This window comes from Neisseria montereyensis (assembly GCF_024834045.1).
GTDB lineage: Bacteria > Pseudomonadota > Gammaproteobacteria > Burkholderiales > Neisseriaceae > Neisseria > Neisseria montereyensis.
In genome coordinates, this window is the sequence record NZ_JANUXW010000004.1 from 1 (window position 1) to 14,053 (window position 14,053).

Here is a 14,053-nt window from a genome sequence, read left to right on the forward strand (position 1 = left end):
CAAACAAACGGGCGGATATACAATCCGCCCCTACACGCCATTCTGAGCTATCGCTTTTTTCCTATTCAATCCACACCGAACACAATTAAAAAACGCCGTAGGGTGTGTGGCATAGCCACGCACGCGGATTTTAAAATCCAAGTAACGCGTGCGTGCCGTCGGCACACACCCTACCCATGCCGATTACCGGATACGGTTTCAACCATTGTAAGCCGTCTGAAAAGTTTTCAGACGGCTATTGTAGGGGCGGATTAAATATCCGCCCGCGCCCGCATCCCAATTCATGTTGCCATTATTCAAACATAGCCCAAACCCAAACAAACGGGCGGATATACAATCCGCCCCTACACGCCATTCTGAGCTATCGCTTTTTTCCTATTCAATCCACACCGAACACAATTAAAAAACGCCGTAGGGTGTGTGGCATAGCCACGCACGCGGTTTGTAAAATCCAAGTAACGCGTGCGTGCCGTCGGCACACACCCTACCCATGCTGAGGCCGTCTGAAAAAAATCTTTCAGACGGCCTGATAAATTATGCTTGCGGCAACAGGCTGCGTACGGCTTCGCCAATATCCGATGCGTGGGTAATGGCTGTAATCACGGCGATGCCGTCGGCGCCGGCAGCGCGGATGGTGTCGGCGGCGTCTGCCTTAATACCGCCGATGGCCACCAGCGGACGGTCGAAACCTTTTTCACGGATGGCACGGACGGTATCAATGCCGACGGTCGGGTTCGGCTGCTCTTTCGATTGTGTGGAAAAAATCGGACCGATGGCGAAATAGCTTAAATCGGGGTTGTCGCGGTTTTTTTCGATTTCCGCCCAAGTATTGTTCGACAAACCCAACATCAGCTTGCCACGGCACAAGGCGGCGGCTTCTTCGACGGGCATGTCTTTTTGGCCGATATGCACACCGTCTGCGCCTAAGGCCAATGCCATCTCTATGTCGTCATCAATAAAAAACGGCACTTGATAGCGGCGGCACAAGTCGCGGCATTGTACCGCCAGTTGCTCGATACGCGCCGTATCCTGAATGGCGTTTTTACCTTTTTCGCGCAATTGAAAGCAGGTAATCCCTGCGGCTAATGCCTGTTCCAATACCGAAAGCAGGTTTTGTTCGGGTGTGCCGGATAGGTGGTTACAATCTTGCGTACCGGCGACTAGGTAGAGTTTTAGGAAAGAGCGGGGATTTTGCATTTTTTGAGTCCTTGGGGGATAGGGTTAGCTATATTTTCAATGAATCATTTATCTGAATGATTTCAATATTCCAGTCAGGATTTAATTCTTGGAATTGTTTTAATAATTCAGATTGACTCTCTTTTGCTATATTTAAACTATGGGTAAAAGAATCAACTGGTCGTTGTTTTTGAAATTTAAAGTAAACAGGCCACTCTTCAGAGGATATATTTATATCATCTGGTGTCAGTATCCAGTCAGTATTGGGTAGATTAAATTTTTTTTGTATGTATATTGCATCGTGCTGTTTCAATAATGTACCTGTCCAAGAAACTACTTGATCTAAATGTAAAGTTTCTAATATATCCGCATTGACTAAATCAGCCGCTTGTAAATTGGCTCCTTCTAAGTCTGCTCCTTGTAATTGAGTTTTTTGTAAGTTGGCATTCTTCAAATTAGCGCCTTGTAATTGAGCTATTGGTAACTGAGCACCTTGTAACTGGGCACCTTGTAACTGGGCATCTCTTAAGTCAGCATTGTGTAAGTGAGCCTTTTGTAATCGAACATAATTTAGTATAGCTCCTTGAAAATGAGCTGACCTTGAAAATATTGATTTTAAAATTGCTCCTTGTAAGTTAGCACCTTCTAAATGAGTTCCTTCTAAATTAGCATCTTCTAGATTAGCCATTTGTAATTTAGCGCCTTCTAAATGAGCCTCTTCTAAATAAGCACCTTTAAAATTAGCTTTTTGTAAATCAGTTTTTTGCAAATTAACTTTTTTTAAAAAAGCACCTTGTAATTGAATGCCTATACAATTTTTTTTATAAAATAATTGTTTGACCTTCTCTGTATCCAAGCCGAGTAAGTCTAAGTCTACATAAGGTAAATACAGATTAGGAAATACCTCCGGATGGAGGTGAAGATGTTTTCCTCCTTCGGCTAATAATACTTCGGTTAAAGCAATTGCCAATGAGCTTTTACGTAAACCCCGCAGTTTTTTGAGATTATCTTCCAATAAGGGGGCAGATGGGTCAGTTTTTAAATTTTCTTGTTCCTCAACCTGTTTAAATAAAGCCAACCATGCCGCTGTTAGCAGATTTAATGCCGGACGGCGAAAGTCATCGCCATGTTCACCACAAAAAAACGGTTTGAGCATATAGACTGCTGCGACTTGTAAGCCTACCGCGCCATCTTCACGGCTATGGCTGGGTAGATGGCGTTGATTACCTGCTTGGCCGTATTTCCGAGCAGTTTCAAGTTCTTCTAAAGCCGTGTTTGATATAGATTGGGTAGATTCTGAAGTAGGGTTTTCAATATTCGGCTGTTGTCCTGTTTGTTTGGTTTTTTCGGTAATTTCTTCTTCAACCAAATGCAAACCGCTTACCCATTCGGCGATTTTATGAAACTCTTTTAGATTAACGTCTTTGCGTTGGCTTTCAAGCTGTTTGATGGTGTTTTGGTCTCGGAAATGCCAAATACAAAAAGCAATAGGGGCGGAAAGAATAAGTGCGAACAGCGTCCAGAAGCCATTACTTCCGGCGGCTTTTCCCCAAAAGTCATCCACTGTGCATGATAGTACCCATAAAAAAATAAACAGAGATAACGCTAAGCAAGAGGCTATGATAATAATCACCTCTTCCCGCTGGCGTTTGAATAGCCAAGATAATAGTTTTTGTAATGGCTTCGATGGTTGGCTATTTTCAGATTGTTCGGATTGCTTGCTCATATTTATCTTTGATTTTTGAGGTGAATAAAAGAACCATGCACTATATTTTTCAGACGGCCTGCTTAAAAGGTTCGTATGGCGGTGATGATTATTGGGCAGGGTGATTATATAAAGGTTTGATGGTTTTGTGGGTTTGCTTTTTGCGGCCGGGCAATGGGCGGCATGGTTTGGGTGCGCGGGCGGATATGTAATCCGCCCCTACAATAGCCGTCTGAAAACTTTTCAGACGGCTTACAATGGTTGAAACCGTATCCGGTAATCGGCATGGGTAGGGTGTGTGCCGACGGCACGCACGCGTTGGTTGGTTTTTTAAAACCGTGTGCGTGGCTTTCGTCATACACCCTACACCTGTTTTTTAATCGTGTTTGGTTTTGGTTTGCTATGGAAGTAGCGATGGATTGGGACGGTTGTAGGGGCGGATTGTATATCCGCCCGTTTGTTTGGGTTAGGGCAATGTTTGGATAATGGCGGCATGGTTTGGGTGTGGGCGGATATGTAATCCGCCCCTACAAAGGCCGTCTGAAAACAATCTTATCTTTCAGACGGCCTTGATTATTCTATGGAAAGGTATAAGCCAATGTCGGTCGGATTCTTGAATCCGACATTGATACATCATCACCATGATGAAATATTTCAACAATATTAACCGTTTTGTCGGATACAAGTATCCGACCTACGTTTGTTACAGGTGTTTTTAACAGTGTTCGGCTTTGGTTGGATAGGCGAAATAGTGGTAGTTCGGGATTGTTTGTAGGGGCGGATTGCATATCCGCCCTTTTGTTTGGATTTGGGCAATGTTTGGATAAGGTCGGCATGGTGTGGATACGGGCGGATATTTAATCCGCCCCTACAAAGGCCGTCTGAAAGATTGTTTTCAGACGGCTTGAAATGATTGAAACCGTATCCGGTAATCGGCATGTGTAGGGTGTGTGCCGACGGCACGCACGCGTTGGTTGGTTTTTTAAAACCGTGTGCGTGGCTTTCGTCATACACCCTACACCTGTTTTTTAATCGTGTTTGGTTTTGGTTTGCTATGGAAGTAGCGATGGATTGGGACGGTTGTAGGGGCGGATTGTATATCCGCCCGTTTGTTTGGGTTAGGGCAATGTTTGGATAAGGTCGGCATGATGTGGATACGGGCGGATATTTAATCCGCCCCTACAATAGCCGTTTATTGGGTTTTATTGGCTCAAGCGGTTTATAAAATGCGGTGCATGATGGCGGGCAGGCGGTTGCGGACGCTTTTTAAGCGGGCGGCGTCGAGTTCGGCCATAACCATGCCTTCGCCTTCGGGCAATACGTCGAGGATTTCGCCCCACGGGTCGATAATCATGCTGTGGCCGTATGTGCGCCGCCCGTTTTGGTGTACGCCGCCTTGTGCGGAGGCGATAACGTAGCATTGGTTTTCAACGGCGCGGGCGCGCAGCAGCAGTTCCCAATGTGCTTTGCCGGTGGTGTAGGTAAAGGCGGCGGGCAGCATGAGGATGTCGAAAGGCTGTTGGATGCGGAAAAATTCGGGAAAGCGCAAATCGTAGCAGATGCCGGCGGCAAGGTGGATATCGTCGGCACTCAGGTGCGGCGGGGTGTGGCCGGCGAGTATGGTGTCGGCTTCGTCGTAGCGTTCGCCCAAGCCGGAATAGCCGAAGAGGTGCATTTTATTGTAGCTGCCGATTAATGCGCCGGTGCGGTCGTATACCTGCATGGTGTTTAATACTTTGCCGGGGTCGGGGCTTTGTAGGGGGATGGAGCCGCCGAATAAGACGATATTGTTTTCTTGTGCGGTTTGGCTGAGGGCGGTTTGCAGCGGGCCGTTGCCGTCTGCTTCGGCAAAGGCGAGTTTGTCGCTGTCTTTTTCGCCCATAATCGGCCAGTATTCGGGCAGCAATACCCATGCGGCGCCGCGTTCGGCGGCTTCTTTAACGAGGCGGTGCATGGTTTGGATATTGGCTTGGGGGTCGGTACCGGAAACCATTTGTATGGCGGCAACGCGAATGGTGTGCATGAGGGTTCTCCTTGTTTGTTTCAGACGGCCTTTTCATTTTTTAATGACTTTTAAACCGTGCTTCTGTTAGACTTTTCATGCGTTATTTTAAATGAGAACGGTTAATGAAAAAATGTATTTTAATCTTCTGTGCTGCGTTGCCGCTGGCGGCGTGGGCGGATGTGCGTCTTTACGGTGATATCCGCAGCGGTGTGACCACATCGCGCATTACTATGGACGGCGAACGCCGTTCCGGTACGTCTATTGATGATTTCGGCAGCTATATCGGTATGCGCGGTTCGCATCCGATTGGCGGTAATAATAATGTTATCTGGCAGTTTGAGCAGGGCGCGCCGGTGAGCAATAGCAGCGGATCGATGCGGGATTATTTCCGCAAGAAAAAAGAGAATAGTATGTTTAGCCGTTGATTGGGGTTGAAATGCTATTGGTACGGGCGGATTTAATATCCGCTCTTTTGTTTGGGTTTGGGCAATGTTTGGAAATGGCGGCATGAATTGGGATGAGGGTGTGGGCGGATATGTAATCCGCCCCTACAAAGGCCGTCTGAAAACAATCTTTCAGACGGCTTGAAATGATTGAAACCGTATCCGGTAATCGGCATGTGTAGGGTGTGTGCCAACGGCACGCACGCGTTGGTTGGATTTTAAAATCCGCGTGCGTGGCTTTCGCCACACACCCTACTGTGTTTTTAAGCGTATTCGGTGTGGATTGAATAGGAAAAAAGCGATAGCTCAGAATGGCGTGTAGGGGTGGATTAAATATCCGCCCCTACAAAGGCCGTCTGAAAACAATCTTTCAGACGGCCTAAACCATTTCATTCTTATTGGAAAGTATAAGGCTCGATAACAACATCTTCCCCGGCCGCTGCGCTGAGTGCCTGATTCAATACGCTGAAAAATTCGCTGCCGTCGCGCGTGGCCAGCCATCGGCCGTTGTTTTCGGCGAAATGGTAGCCGCCGCTTTTGGCTGCAATCCATAATTCCTGATTGGGGGTGTGGCGGTTGACAATAATTTGTGTGCCGTCGTCGGCTTCGATGGTTAATACATTGCCGCTTAGCAAGCAATCGAAACTCCAACCGCCTTCGTCTATTTGGTCTTCAATATGGTTAAATAAGGCATCGGTTTGCTGTAAAAATTCGCTTTCGTTCATGATGGGCTTTGTGCACAAGGGCTTTTTTGTTTAAGATACCGCATCTTGCCACATTAACGCATACAACGAAAGAGTATCATGAGAACCGCTGTATTTTTGCTGGCAGCCGCCTATTTATTGGCCGGCTGCGGTTATAAAAACGATTTATACCTGCCCGAAGAAGGCGATAAAGCCCGCTTCGGCGTGATTCAAACCGGATTGCAATTTGAATCCAGAGAACCTACCGCACCCACACAATAATCATGACCACACACCACAACCCCACCACGTTAACCAAACTGGCCGACACATTCGGCACCCCGCTTTATGTTTACCAACAATCGGCGCTCACCGATGCCTACCGCGCCTATACCGATGCTTTTGCGGCATTAACCCCTTTGGTTTGCTATGCGGTGAAAGCCAACGGTAATCTGAGCATTCTCAAGCATTTTGCCGCGCTCGGCAGCGGCTTTGATATTGTATCCGGCGGCGAATTGGCGCGGGTGTTGGCGGCCGGCGGCGATGCGGGCAAAACCATTTTTTCAGGTGTCGGCAAAAGCGAAGCGGAAATCGAATTTGCATTAAATGCAGGTGTTTTGTGCTTCAATGTCGAAAGCCTGCCCGAACTCGACCGCATTCAGGCCGTGGCCGAACGTTTGGGCAAAAAAGCGCCGATTTCATTGCGTATTAACCCCGATGTCGATGCCAAAACCCATCCTTATATTTCCACCGGATTAAAAGCCAATAAATTCGGCATTGCCTATACCGATGCTTTGGCGGCATACCGCCACGCGGCCGCGTTGAGTCATTTGGATATTGTCGGTATCGACTGCCATATCGGTTCGCAACTCACCGATTTAAGCCCGTTGGTAGAAGCATGCGAGCGCATTTTATTGTTGGTCGATCAATTGGCCGCCGAAGGCATTGTGCTGAAACATATTGATTTAGGCGGCGGTGTCGGTATTGTGTACGACAATGAAGAAGTACCCGACTTGGCAGCCTATGCCGATGCGGTTGCCAAGCTATTGGGCGGCCGCGAGCTGAAATTAATGCTGGAGCCGGGTCGCAGCTTGGTTGGCAATGCGGGCGTATTGCTGACCCGTGTCGAATTTATCAAGCACGGCGAAGAAAAGAATTTTGTGATTGTCGATGCGGCCATGAACGATTTAATGCGCCCCGCCCTTTATGATGCCTACCACCGCATTGAAACGGTTGGCGATAGCAATGGCGAAGCGTTTACCGCCGATGTGGTCGGCCCGATTTGCGAAACGGGCGACTTCTTAGGCCAAAACCGCCGCCTTGCCTGCCAAGCAGGCGATTTGCTGATGGTGCATAGTACCGGTGCATACAGCAGCAGCATGGCCAGCAACTACAACACCCGCAACCGCGCCGCCGAAGTATTGATAAACGGCTCGGATGTGCGGCTTATCCGCCAACGGGAAACCATTGAACAGCAATTGGCCAATGAGCAGGCTTGCTTAGACAGCCAACCCCAAGCGCTTGCTGATAACTAAAACTAAGGCCGTCTGAAACCGCCAACGGCTTGGTTCAACCACGCCAAGCCGCACGAAAGCCCCGATATGACCCAAACCCTAATCGCCGGTGTGGACGAAGCAGGCCGCGGCCCCTTAGTGGGCAGCGTGTTTGCCGCCGCCGTGATTCTGCCGCCGGATTATGAATTGCCCGGCCTAACCGATTCTAAAAAGCTGAGCGAAAAAAAACGCGACCAACTGGCCGTGCAGATTAAAGAACAGGCGCTGGCTTGGGCGGTCGCTTCTGCCGATGTAGACGAAATTGCCGAGCTGAATATCTTGCATGCCACCATGTTGGCCATGACCCGCGCCATACACGGCCTAGCCACGCCGCCGCAAAAAGTATTGATAGACGGCAACCGTATCCCGAAAAACTTAAATATCGAAGCCGAAGCGATTGTAAAAGGCGACAGCAAGGTTTTAGCCATATCGGCGGCTTCGGTGCTGGCCAAAACCGCCCGCGATGCGGAAATGTATGCCTTAGCCGAGCGTTATCCGCAATATGGTTTCGAGCGGCACAAGGGCTACGGCACGGCGGCGCATCTGGCGGCATTGGCCGAATTCGGTATTTTAAAAGAACACCGCTTGGGCTTCGCCCCTATCAAAGCATTGGCGGCGCAAGGCCGTTTGTTTGCCGATGATTAGCCAAACGAAACCATATAGGCCGTCTGAATAGGCCGTCTGAATAAATCGGCGGATAATTTGACAATATTGTCTGGTTATGCGCAAAATTTATACTTTACGCAAAAATCCGACCACAAATGGGTTTGCGCCATCGTACAGGCGGCAAACATTTGAATCAGCTTTATTTTTATGTACGACTATCTTTAAGGAATAACATCATAATGACTATTATCGCTTTCGCAGGCAGCAACAGTTCCACTTCCCTCAATCAGGCATTGGTAAATTATGTATCCGGTTTTTCATCCGATATCGAAGTGATTTGTTTAAAAGACTATCCCACGCCCTTATACAGCATGGATATTGAAAAAGCCGACGGCGTGCCGCAGGAAACTGTAGCTTTATATGAAAAATTGCAACCTGCCGACAAGCTGATTATCAGCGTATCGGAACACAACGGCAATATGACGGCCTTTTTTAAAAGCCACCTTGATTGGTTGTCACGCAAAGAGCGTACCTTTTTAAAAGATAAAAAAGTATTGCTGTTGAGCGCTTCACCCGGCCCGGGCGGTGCGGCTCATGCTTTGGAAATCGCCAAAACCACCCTGCCCCATTTCGGTGCCGAAATTGTTGATACCTACAGCATCAAAAAATTCAATGATGTTTTCCAAGACGGCAAAATTACCGACGAAACCATTGCCAATGAGCTTAAAGCATTGGTGAACAAACTGATCAACAGCTAATCATTTCAGCCCAATAATAGGCCGTCTGAAACCATCTTTCAGACGGCCTAAATAATTCCGGCCATATACAGTAATCAATATATGTAGGGTATTTGGCTATGGTATTTGGTGTTTATTGAATCTTGAAAAGATGGATAGATCAGGGCTGTTGGTAGGGGCGGATTAAATATCCGCCCGCATCCATCCCCAAAGCCATAGTGCCATTATTCAAACATTGCCCAAGCCCAAACAAACGGGGGATATTTAATCCGCCCCTACAAAAGGCCGTCTGAAAGATTATTTTCAGACGGCCTGTTTTATATAACTGCTTTGTGCGATTGATTTATTTGCACACCCCACGGCTTAATTTGCCATAGCGTTTGACAATATTTTGAATAGAAGCCGCATTTTTATCATCGATATTCATAAACACGACCTGCATTTTCGCCACGCTGAGCGAATTGTTTGCCGACGACGCACTTTGATCGTCCTGCTCGTCGATACGCGTTCCGCCGAAGCCCGCCGTTGCCAAACGTGAAATCAATACTTGGGCGGCCGAACGGCTGCGGGTAACGCCCACACTGATATCGCCTTCGTAAAACGTACCGCTGAAGCCTTTGGCGGCCAGATTATCCAACTGCGCCATCGCATCGCCGCCGGAAGGCACCAGTACGCGGTAGGTTTTTTGCGATTGGGCGGCGGCTTTGGGTTTGTCGCTGCGTTTTTCTACCGTACGCGAAGCCACATGCGGCCATTGTTTCAGCAGCCCTTTAATACGGTGGTAATCGTCTTCTTCCAAGGTGATGCTGGCATTGCTGGTACATTGGCGGTTTCTATTCGCTACCTCCGCTTCTTTGCGCTCGCGCTCGCGTTTGGCTTTTTCTTCCTGCTCTTTTTTCTCTTTGGCGGCTTGCTCTTCTTTGGCCTTTTTATCCATTTCGGCCAACAGCAATTCGTCGTCTACCGGCTCCGAAGCGGCAACGGCAGCCGTAGATTCGCTTTCATTTATCCAATCCAAAGCAGCGGTTTCAGATGCTTCTTTGCCCACCTCAATCATAGGCGGTGCCAATTCTTGTTGCGCTTCGGCAACAATAGGGATAGTCGGCGCGACGGTGGTTTTTTGTTTGTCCGCAATGCGGCCGGCAACCGTTGCGCCGAAAACAATAATATTCAATGCCACCAATACAGCAAAAAGCCATTTCATGGTTGTTGTATCCAGTTCAATAAGCCGAAAATGACAAGATTATCTACAATTTTCACCGTGTTGTCCAAAACAAACGACGGGGGTAACGCCTGTACGACTTTCGGTGCGCCGCCGCCGGTAATGATTACGTCCACCGGTTTTTCCATCCCGACTTTTTCGCGTAAGCGCGCGTGCATCAGCAATAGCGAACCGCATACCGCATCCATCATGCCGCTGGCCAAAGCGTTGGCGGTGGTGGTCGGGAACGGATAAACCCTGCCGTGCGGGCGGTTTAGATTGGCGGTTTTGAGTGCCATCGATTCTTTCATCAGGTGGAAACCGGGCATAATGGTGCCGCCCAGATAATGATTATTATCGGTGAGGGCATCAATGGTAACCGCCGTACCGCAACTCATCACCACGCATGCATTGGCAGTAAAACGGCGGCTGCCTAAAGCATTAAACCAACGGTCGGAGCCGTGTTCTTCAACATTGCGGTAATGGTTGCGTATGCCCAATGCCTGCGGCATCGAAGCTAGCCATTGCACCGGTTTGGGTAGCTGTTCGGCCACTTGCGCTTTTTTTACTTCGCCGCTCACAATACAACCGATAATCCGCACCGTATCATCGCCGCGTTCCTGCCATTCCATACCCAACGGGGCAAGATTGCGGTAAGGCGCGCGCCCGGTATGCCCGATAACGCCGTTTTCCACCCATGCCCATTTTAACTGGCTGTTGCCCGCATCCAAGAGCAGATAACGCTGGGAAGCGGCCGTCTGAACGGGCTGGGGGCGCTCATCGGGGCGCAGGCTGATTTCACCGCTCACCACCAAGCGTTCGCCTTGTTCGGTTTGCAAGCGCAACGCGCCCTGCTCGGTGACGCCGGCCACTACGCCCTCGTAAAGGGTTTCGCCGTTTTGAAACAGGCGCACATGGTGGTTGTGGTCGCGGTTGGCAGCCTGATAAGCCGCCATCAACGGCGCGAAACCGTGACGGCCGAATTGGGTTAAAACGCTGTCTAATTCGTCTAATACGGCCGACAATAATTCGTCAACGCTTAACGGCGCCGTCTGAAGCACCGCCTGCACCGAAGTGGCCTCTTCGACTTCTTTAGGCAACACAAAATTCAGGCCGATACCAATCACGGCAACGGTTTTGCCGCCGCTGCGTACCGTTTCAATCAGAATGCCGCCGAGCTTGCCGCGGCCGACCACCAAATCGTTCGGCCATTTAATCTGAGCGGCCACACCCAGCTTCACCAAAGCACGCTGGCAGGCCAAAGCCACGGCCAAAGCCAAAGCACCCAATTCGCTTTGCGGCTGTTCGAATACCTTGCCGAAGCTGAACATCAGGCACTCGCCCAAACGGTTTTGCCAAGTTTTGCCCTGCCGCCCGCGCCCTTTGCTTTGGTGATGTGCCACCACCAACAGACCGTCGGCTTTGTGATAATCGGTTTTTGCAGTTTCCAGCACAATATCGTTGCTGGATGTGCATTCATGATATAAGGCCGTCTGAAAACCATGTCGCGCACCGATTTGCCGCAGGCGCGTTTCGTCAAAAACCGCCAACGGCCGCACCAAGCGCCACTGCCCGTCGTGCTGGCGCAACAGGCCGCGGATATGCGGCGGCATTTGCTGCCACAAGCCGTTCATCTGTTGCGGCTTCAAACCGACTGCCCGCCCCAGTGCCGATACATGCTGCTGCCGGCCGTCTGAAAGCGTGGCCAACAGTTTCCAAAGCGGCGGTTTGAGTGCCGTCATGTGCGATCCGCCGTTTCTGAGGCGCGGATTTTCGCTAATGTTTGCGTTGTGGAAGTTTGGTGTAAAAAAGGAATGGAATACACTTTGCCGCCGCGCGCCAAGGTTTCCGCCGAGCCGACGATTTTTTCTATCGGCCAATCGCCGCCTTTCACCAGAATATCGGGTTTCACCAATTCAATCACATTGGCCGGCGTATCTTCATCAAACCATGTGACCAAATCCACACTGGCCAAAGCAGCCACAACGGCGGCACGGTTTTCCAGCGGGTTAATCGGGCGGTCGCTGCCTTTGCCCTGCCGCCGCACTGATGCGTCGGTATTCAAGGCCAATACCATAGCCGCGCCGGTAGAACGCGCCTGCGCCAGATAAGTGACATGGCCGCGGTGCAGAATATCGAAACAGCCGTTGGTAAACACCAGCGGGCGCGGCAGTTCGGCAAGGCGTTCGGCCAAGGCTTCGGGCGGGCAAATTTTGCTTTCAAATTCAGGCAGAGACCATTTTTCCATGATGCTGTTGCTTTCTTTATTGATATAGTGAGAATCATACCGAAGCGGTACGTTTTTAGAAAGATGGGGGCGGCACCGGCCGGATACAACTGATAAAAACCCCGTGTATTTTATGATACACGGGGTTTTTTTATATTGGGGTGGCTGATGGGGCTCGAACCCACGACAACCGGAATCACAATCCGGGGCTCTACCAACTGAGCTACAGCCACCACAAGAAAACTGATAAGACTTGGCGCGCCCGACAGGACTCGAACCTGTAACCGCCCGCTTAGAAGGCGGGTGCTCTATCCGGTTGAGCTACGGGCGCATTGCAGTTCGCATCTTTGCCAGACAAATGTCGGAACGGTAAATCTGGTCGGGGCGGTGGGATTCGAACTCACGACCCCCTGTTCCCAAAACAGGTGCGCTAACCAGACTGCGCTACGCCCCGACGAGAGAAACGAACTATACCGAAACGGGTATTTAACGTCAAGCCTGCCGCCCGACAATTTCAATATAAAACCGCTATCTGTTTCTTTTCATATAGGATTTACCCTTCGTCATACTTTATCCCGCCCTTATCCGTTGTCGTGCATATCTTCCAGAATCCGCCGCTTTAGCACCCGGTATTTTCAGACGGCCTATTCACAACGGCTCCCCCATACCGTTTGATTGATCGGATAGTCATCCCTTTTACGGCAACGGCCTCAAAAAATCCGCTGCCGATATCAAAGCGGATGAAATCAAACGCTAAAAATGCGATAATCCGCTTTTTTCTACTTCAACTCCAGCAAGGAACCTACTGCTATGAGCGCACAACTGATTAACGGTAAAGAAGTTTCCCAACAACGTTTGGAAGCGGTGGCCGAAAAGGCGGCCGAACGCCGCGAAGCCGGCCTGCATACCCCTTGTTTGGCCGTCGTATTGGTTGGCGACGATCCGGCCAGCGCGGTTTATGTCCGCAATAAAAAAATCGCTTGTGAAAAAGTGGGTTTCAAATCGCTTTCTTACGAACTATCTGCCGAAACCTCTCAAGACGAGCTGTTGAAATTGGTCGACGAATTAAACGCCAATCCGGAAGTAGACGGCATTTTGGTGCAACTGCCGCTGCCGCCGCAAATCAACAGCCAAGATGTGTTGGAGCGTATTCTGCCGCATAAAGATGTAGACGGCTTCCACCCTTATAATGTCGGCCGTTTGGCGGTGAAAATGCCGTTGATGCGCCCGTGTACGCCCAAAGGGGTAATGACGCTGCTGGAAGCCTATGGAGTCGACCCGAAAGGCAAAAAAGCGGTGATTGTCGGCGCATCGAATATTGTCGGCCGTCCGCAGGCCTTGGAAATGCTGTTGGCGCGGGCAACCGTTACCATTTGCCATAGTGCCACGCAAAATCTGGCCGACGAAGTGGCCGCCGCCGATATTTTGGTGGCGGGTGTCGGCATTCCGAATTTTGTGAAAGGCGAATGGATCAAACCCGGCGCAGTGGTGATTGATGTGGGCATCAACCGTTTGGAAAACGGCAAATTATGCGGTGATGTGGAATTTGATGTGGCCAAAGAACGCGCCGCGATGATTACGCCCGTGCCCGGCGGTGTCGGCCCGATGACCATCGCAACGCTGTTGGAAAACACGCTATACGCAGCCACGCTGCACGATAAAGCGTAATGCAATGCCAATAAACATCAAAGCCGTCTGAAACCTTTCAGACGGCCTT

At 49.8% G+C, this 14,053-nt stretch carries 19 protein-coding genes and 3 tRNA genes; 9 read left to right on the plus strand and 13 right to left on the minus strand.

Features of this window, described 5'->3' with window-relative positions; all coding sequences use genetic code 11:
* The coding region (locus NXS09_RS05970) for a hypothetical protein (protein WP_259291648.1) at positions 1-255 on the plus strand (255 nt) is incomplete at its 5' end.
* Between the two features lie 279 nt (positions 256-534).
* Here NXS09_RS05970 and thiE read toward each other — a convergent pair.
* The 3 genes from thiE to NXS09_RS05985 all read right to left on the minus strand — a co-directional run bounded on the left by thiE (position 535) and on the right by NXS09_RS05985 (position 3,168).
* On the minus strand, positions 535-1,197 hold the full coding sequence (gene thiE, locus NXS09_RS05975) for a thiamine phosphate synthase (protein WP_259291649.1): 663 nt from the start codon (positions 1,195-1,197) through the stop codon (positions 535-537).
* A 28-nt stretch (positions 1,198-1,225) separates the two neighbouring features.
* On the minus strand, positions 1,226-2,902 hold the full coding sequence (locus NXS09_RS05980) for a pentapeptide repeat-containing protein (RefSeq protein ID WP_259291650.1): 1,677 nt from the start codon (positions 2,900-2,902) through the stop codon (positions 1,226-1,228).
* 104 nt (positions 2,903-3,006) lie between these two features.
* Positions 3,007-3,168, minus strand: a complete 162-nt coding sequence (locus NXS09_RS05985; protein WP_259291651.1) for a hypothetical protein — start codon at positions 3,166-3,168, stop codon at positions 3,007-3,009.
* On the opposite strand from NXS09_RS05985, the gene NXS09_RS05990 reads away from it, so the two are divergent.
* A complete protein-coding gene (locus tag NXS09_RS05990) occupies positions 3,143-3,367 on the plus strand; it encodes a hypothetical protein (protein ID WP_259291652.1) in 225 nt (74 codons plus the stop codon). The two genes, NXS09_RS05985 and NXS09_RS05990, sit on opposite strands and share 26 nt — an antisense overlap.
* A gap of 177 nt (positions 3,368-3,544) precedes the next feature.
* Here the strand turns inward: NXS09_RS05990 and NXS09_RS05995 are convergent, their stop codons facing one another.
* Positions 3,545-3,820, minus strand: a complete 276-nt coding sequence (locus NXS09_RS05995) for a hypothetical protein (RefSeq protein WP_259291653.1) — start codon at positions 3,818-3,820, stop codon at positions 3,545-3,547.
* Between NXS09_RS05995 and NXS09_RS06000 the strand changes: the two genes are divergently transcribed.
* Positions 3,795-4,019 carry a hypothetical protein gene (locus NXS09_RS06000; RefSeq protein ID WP_259291654.1) on the plus strand — a complete coding sequence of 75 codons (225 nt, stop codon included), beginning with the start codon at positions 3,795-3,797 and terminating at the stop codon, positions 4,017-4,019. The genes NXS09_RS05995 and NXS09_RS06000 overlap by 26 nt on opposite strands.
* Before the next feature lie 81 nt (positions 4,020-4,100).
* Here the strand turns inward: NXS09_RS06000 and NXS09_RS06005 are convergent, their stop codons facing one another.
* The gene (locus NXS09_RS06005) at positions 4,101-4,904 is read right to left on the minus strand and encodes a carbon-nitrogen hydrolase family protein (RefSeq protein WP_259291655.1); all 804 of its coding nucleotides are present in this window, start codon (positions 4,902-4,904) and stop codon (positions 4,101-4,103) included.
* A gap of 104 nt (positions 4,905-5,008) precedes the next feature.
* Here NXS09_RS06005 and NXS09_RS06010 point away from each other — a divergent pair, with 104 nt between their 5' ends.
* Complete coding sequence (locus NXS09_RS06010) at positions 5,009-5,311, plus strand: porin family protein (protein WP_259291656.1); 303 nt, start codon at positions 5,009-5,011, stop codon at positions 5,309-5,311.
* Positions 5,312-5,343: 32 nt separating this feature from the next.
* Here the strand turns inward: NXS09_RS06010 and NXS09_RS06015 are convergent, their stop codons facing one another.
* On the minus strand, positions 5,344-5,529 hold the full coding sequence (locus tag NXS09_RS06015) for a hypothetical protein (RefSeq protein WP_259291657.1): 186 nt from the start codon (positions 5,527-5,529) through the stop codon (positions 5,344-5,346).
* A 195-nt stretch (positions 5,530-5,724) separates the two neighbouring features.
* Positions 5,725-6,057, minus strand: a complete 333-nt coding sequence (gene cyaY, locus NXS09_RS06020) for an iron donor protein CyaY (protein WP_259291772.1) — start codon at positions 6,055-6,057, stop codon at positions 5,725-5,727.
* A gap of 75 nt (positions 6,058-6,132) precedes the next feature.
* Here cyaY and lptM point away from each other — a divergent pair, with 75 nt between their 5' ends.
* The 4 genes from lptM (at position 6,133) to NXS09_RS06040 (ending at position 8,929) form a co-directional block, all read left to right on the plus strand.
* A complete protein-coding gene (gene lptM, locus NXS09_RS06025) occupies positions 6,133-6,294 on the plus strand; it encodes an LPS translocon maturation chaperone LptM (protein ID WP_259291658.1) in 162 nt (53 codons plus the stop codon).
* Positions 6,295-6,296: 2 nt separating this feature from the next.
* Positions 6,297-7,547, plus strand: a complete 1,251-nt coding sequence (lysA, locus tag NXS09_RS06030) for a diaminopimelate decarboxylase (protein ID WP_259291659.1) — start codon at positions 6,297-6,299, stop codon at positions 7,545-7,547.
* 66 nt (positions 7,548-7,613) lie between these two features.
* The gene (rnhB, locus tag NXS09_RS06035; protein ID WP_259291660.1) at positions 7,614-8,210 is read left to right on the plus strand and encodes a ribonuclease HII; all 597 of its coding nucleotides are present in this window, start codon (positions 7,614-7,616) and stop codon (positions 8,208-8,210) included.
* 200 nt (positions 8,211-8,410) lie between these two features.
* Positions 8,411-8,929 (plus strand): NADPH-dependent FMN reductase, encoded by a 519-nt coding sequence (locus tag NXS09_RS06040; protein WP_259291661.1) that lies wholly within the window; start codon positions 8,411-8,413, stop codon positions 8,927-8,929.
* A gap of 322 nt (positions 8,930-9,251) precedes the next feature.
* Here NXS09_RS06040 and NXS09_RS06045 read toward each other — a convergent pair whose 3' ends face one another.
* The 6 genes from NXS09_RS06045 to NXS09_RS06070 form a co-directional block, all read right to left on the minus strand.
* Positions 9,252-10,112, minus strand: a complete 861-nt coding sequence (locus NXS09_RS06045) for a hypothetical protein (RefSeq protein ID WP_259291662.1) — start codon at positions 10,110-10,112, stop codon at positions 9,252-9,254.
* Positions 10,109-11,851 (minus strand): bifunctional biotin--[acetyl-CoA-carboxylase] ligase/type III pantothenate kinase, encoded by a 1,743-nt coding sequence (locus NXS09_RS06050; protein ID WP_259291663.1) that lies wholly within the window; start codon positions 11,849-11,851, stop codon positions 10,109-10,111. The genes NXS09_RS06045 and NXS09_RS06050 overlap by 4 nt, the downstream gene beginning before the upstream one ends.
* On the minus strand, positions 11,848-12,357 hold the full coding sequence (gene rfaE2 / locus NXS09_RS06055; protein WP_259291664.1) for a D-glycero-beta-D-manno-heptose 1-phosphate adenylyltransferase: 510 nt from the start codon (positions 12,355-12,357) through the stop codon (positions 11,848-11,850). The genes NXS09_RS06050 and rfaE2 overlap by 4 nt, the downstream gene beginning before the upstream one ends.
* A gap of 136 nt (positions 12,358-12,493) precedes the next feature.
* Positions 12,494-12,569, minus strand: a tRNA-His gene (locus tag NXS09_RS06060).
* Positions 12,570-12,590: 21 nt separating this feature from the next.
* Positions 12,591-12,667, minus strand: a tRNA-Arg gene (locus NXS09_RS06065).
* Between the two features lie 45 nt (positions 12,668-12,712).
* Positions 12,713-12,790: transfer RNA gene (locus NXS09_RS06070), tRNA-Pro, on the minus strand.
* 356 nt (positions 12,791-13,146) lie between these two features.
* Here NXS09_RS06070 and folD point away from each other — a divergent pair.
* Complete coding sequence (gene folD / locus NXS09_RS06075) at positions 13,147-14,004, plus strand: bifunctional methylenetetrahydrofolate dehydrogenase/methenyltetrahydrofolate cyclohydrolase FolD (protein WP_259291665.1); 858 nt, start codon at positions 13,147-13,149, stop codon at positions 14,002-14,004.
* The last annotated feature ends 49 nt before the right edge of the window (positions 14,005-14,053 follow it).